This is a genomic window from Deltaproteobacteria bacterium (genome assembly GCA_005879795.1).
GTDB lineage: Bacteria > Desulfobacterota > Binatia > DP-6 > DP-6 > DP-6.
Genome location: VBKJ01000186.1, coordinates 1 through 3,822, shown reverse-complemented (window position 1 = coordinate 3,822; position 3,822 = coordinate 1). Strand labels below are relative to the sequence as shown.

Annotated in this window: 3 protein-coding genes; all 3 read left to right on the top strand. The window is 77.2% G+C overall.

The genetic code is table 11. The features are described 5' to 3' along the window. Positions 1-1,063 precede the first annotated feature (1,063 nt). Positions 1,064-2,866 carry a DUF1446 domain-containing protein gene (locus E6J59_15520; GenBank protein TMB17835.1) on the top strand — a complete coding sequence of 601 codons (1,803 nt, stop codon included), beginning with the start codon at positions 1,064-1,066 and terminating at the stop codon, positions 2,864-2,866. 3 nt (positions 2,867-2,869) lie between these two features. Next, positions 2,870-3,640 (top strand): enoyl-CoA hydratase/isomerase family protein, encoded by a 771-nt coding sequence (locus E6J59_15515; protein ID TMB17834.1) that lies wholly within the window; start codon positions 2,870-2,872, stop codon positions 3,638-3,640. A gap of 5 nt (positions 3,641-3,645) precedes the next feature. Beyond that, positions 3,646-3,822: methylcrotonoyl-CoA carboxylase (locus E6J59_15510; GenBank protein ID TMB17833.1), on the top strand; the 177-nt coding region annotated here is incomplete at its 3' end.

The following is a 3,822-nucleotide window of genomic DNA, read 5'->3' as shown; positions in this document are numbered from 1 at the left end:
GAGGAGCTCCGCCCGCTCCTGGCCGGCTACGCGGCCGGCACCCTGGACGAGGCCGGGTGCGAGGTCGTGCGCGCGCACCTCGCCGACGGCTGCGTCGCGTGCCTGCGCGACGTGTTCGATCGCCCGGTGGGCTTGCCTCGGACCCCTCCGGCGCCCGCGGCGAGTCCGCCGCCCGAGCCGGTGGCCGCCGACGGGGCCCGCCCGCGGCGGGGGCTGCGCAGGGTTGCCGTCGGGCTCGGCCTCATGCTCGCCGCGCTCGGGGTGTGGGCGATCGGCGAGCTGCGCGGGCGCGAGGCAGCCTACCGTGACCAGGCAAGGAGCGTTGCGGCGCGCGCGGCCGACCTCGAAGCGCGCGTCGCGGCGCTCGAGCGCGACCTGGAGGCCCGACGCCGAGAGCTCGGCGAGGCGCGGGCGGAGGCGTCGCGCCAGGCGCAGGCGGTGCGCGACGCGGCCGAGGTGAACGCCGAGCAGCGCCGCCAGCTCGAGGTGACCGACGCGCGCGCCGACGTGCTGACGCGTGCGCTCAGGGCGCGGCAGCGCCAGATCAACCGCCTGCGTGCGGCGGCGGACGCGCGGGGAACGCTCGCCGAGCTGCTCGGTGCGCCCGGGCTCGAGGTGCTCCCCCTCGCGGCGGTCGCGCCGTTCCGCGACGTGCGCGGGCACGTCCTCTGGCAACCCGCGCACGAGACCGCGCTCCTCTGCGCCTCGGGTCTGCCGCCGCTCCCGGCCGGCAGCACGTACCGGGTGCGTCTCGGCCTCGATGACGGCCGCGAGCAGGCCGGGCCGTCGTTCGGGCCGGACGCGCGCGGCACGCTCACGCTCCCGATCCGGGTCGGCCCGGCCGCCGAGCGGCTCCGTGCGGTCCGCGTCGTGCTCGAGCCGGCCGGCGAGCCCGTGCTCGCCGGCGAGCGCTCCCGCTAGGTGATTGCCGACGGTCCGCAGGCGGACGCTGCCGGTCGCGGTCGCCGCTTGTGCCGGTACGCACGCTGGCGGGGTAGCTGGGGGCGCAGACGGCGCTTGCCGCCTTGCGAGAGGGCGCGGCCGCGGCGTAGAACGCGCACGCATGCGCGAGACGCTGCGCGTCGGCAACGCGAGCGGCTACTGGGGGGACGACCCGGGCGCGCTCGCCCAGCAGGTCCGGGGCGGGGCGCTCGACTACGTCACGCTCGACTTCCTGGCCGAGATCACCATGGTGATCCTGCAGCGCCAGCGCGCCCGCGACCCGCGTCTCGGCTACGCCTACGACTTCGTCGGCATGCTCGATTCGGTGCTCCCGGACATCGTGCAGGGCGGAATCCGGGTGGTGGCGAACGCCGGCGGGGTGCACGTGGAGGCCTGCCGTGACCGCATCGCGGAGGCCTGCCGCGCCCGAGGCCTCACGCCGGCGATCGGCATGGTCGCGGGCGACGACCTCCTGCCGCGGCTCGATCAGCTCATCGGCGCCGGGGTGCCGCTCGCGAACCTGGACGACGGGCGGCCGCTCGCCGCCATCCGCGACCGCATCGTCGCCGCCAACGCGTACCTGGGCGCCTGGCCGATCGCCGAGGCGCTCGCTGCGGGCGGACAGATCGTGGTGACCGGCCGCACCACGGACGCGGCCCTCACGCTCGGGCCGCTCGTGCACGAGTTCGGCTGGGCGTGGAACGACTGGGACCGGCTCGCGGCGGGAACCGTCGCCGGGCACGTGCTCGAATGCGGGGCGCAGGCGACCGGCGGCAACCTGACCGACTGGCGGAAGGTGGCACCCCTGGACGTGGGCTATCCCATCGCGGAGGTGGCGGCCGACGGCCGCTTCGTCGTGACCAAGCACCCGGGCACGGGCGGCCGGGTCTCGCGCGCCACCGTGACCGAGCAGCTCCTCTACGAGATCGGCGATCCGGCGCGCTATCTGACCCCCGACGTGAGCGCCGACTTTCGCGGCCTCGAGGTGATCGACGCGGGGCGGGACCGAGTCGCCGTCGGAGGCGCCCGCGGCACGCCGCCGCCCGACTCGCTCAAGGTCGCCGTCGTCTACCGCGACGGCTGGCGCGCCGTCGGCCTGGCGCTCCTCTCGGGGCCCGACGTGGGCGCGAAGGCGGAGCGCCTCGCGGAGATGCTCTGGCACCGCGTCGGCTCGGAGTTCGCCGACCGGCGCGCGGATCTCGTCGGCTACCGGAGCTGCTGGGGCGCGGCGGCACCCGAGGTCGAGCCGAACGAGGGCGTCTTCCGCGCCGCCGTGCGCGATCCCGACCGCGGCAAGGTCGAGCGCTTCGCGCACACGATGCTCGGCCTCGCGCTCCAGGCCCCGCCCGGGCTCGGCGTCTTCGGCGGCCGGCCGGAGGTGCAGGAAGCGTACGCGTACTGGCCGGCGCTCGTGCCGCGGGAGCTGGTGGCGCCGCGCTTCGAGGTGGTGCGCGGGGAGTCGCGGATCGCCCGCGAGCTCGTGCCGGCCCCGCCCGGCGCGGGCGGCACGCGGAGCGCGGTCGCGCCGCCGCCCTCGCTGATCGAGCTGCCGGAGGCGGGCGGGGCCTGCGTGCGCGTGCCGCTCAGGCGCATCGCCTACGCACGCTCGGGCGACAAGGGCGACCACGCCAACATCGGCGTCGCCGCCCGCTCGCCGCAGGCCTTCGCGTTCCTGCGCCGCGAGCTCGATGCCGAGCGCGTGCGGCGCTACTTCGGCGACCTCTGTGGTGGGCCGGTCGAATGCTTCGAGCTGCCCGGGCTGCGCGCGCTCAACTTCCTCCTCCGCCATGCCCTGGGGGGCGGCGGCACGCTCTCGCTGCGCGCCGACCACCAGGGGAAGACGCTCGCGCAGGCGCTGCTCGCGCTCGAGCTCGACGTGCCCGAGCCGGTCCTGGCGACCACGGCGGACGAGGGAGAGGGCTGAGCCGTGCTGCGCGTCGACCGGCTGGACGGCGTCGCGACCCTCACCCTCGACCGCCCCGAGGTGGGGAATGCGCTCGACGACGCGCTGGTGGCGCGGCTCGGCGAGGCGCTCGTGGCGTGCGCCGCCGAGCCCGCCGTGCGCGTCGTGGTGGTGACGGGGGCAGGCAGGGTCTTCTCCGCGGGCGCGGACCTGAACTGGATGCGGCGCATGCGCGACGCGGGCCCGCAGGCGAACCTGGACGACGCGCGCCGCACGCAGGCGGTGTTCGCGGCCGTCGCCGAGCTGCCGCGACCGGTGGTCGCGCGCGTCAACGGACCGGCGCGGGGCGGCGGCGTCGGCCTGCTCGCGGCGGCCGACGTGGTGGTCGCCTCGAGCGAGGCGCACTTCGCCTTCTCCGAGGTGCGGCTCGGGATCGCGCCCGCGATGATCGCGCCCTTCGTGATCGCGCGTGTGGGTGCGGCCCGCGCGCGCCGCCTCTTCTGTACGGGCGAGACCTTCGGCGCCGCCGACGCGCTCGCCTGGGGCCTGGTCGACCGCGTCGTCGCGCCCGCGGAGCTCGACGCCGCGGTGGCGGGCGTCGCCGGCGATCTCAAGAAGGGCGGGCCGACCGCGATCGCCGCGGCGAAGAAGCTCGTGCGCGACGTGACGGCGGCCGACCCGGCGGCCGTGCCGGCGCTCACCTGCGAGCTGATCGCCCGCCTGCGCGCCAGCGAGGAAGGGGAGGAGGGCATGGCCGCGTTCCTGGAGAAGCGCCCGCCGCACTGGGCGCGCTGACCCGCATGACGCGGCTCGGCTCGCGGCTCCGCCGCGACGCGGCGTTCGAGGAGAACGCGCGCCACCACCGCGCCCTCGCCGGGGAGCTGCGCGCGCGCCTGGCGCGCATCCGCGAGGGTGGGCCGCCCGAGGCGCGGCGGCGGCACCAGGAGCGCGGCCGCCTCCTCGTGCGCGAGCGGATC

Excerpts from the sequence above, each read along its gene's own strand:
- E6J59_15520 (TMB17835.1), top strand. The coding sequence starts at position 1,064 with ATGCGCGAGACGCTGCGCGTCGGCAACGCGAGCGGCTACTGGGGGGAC.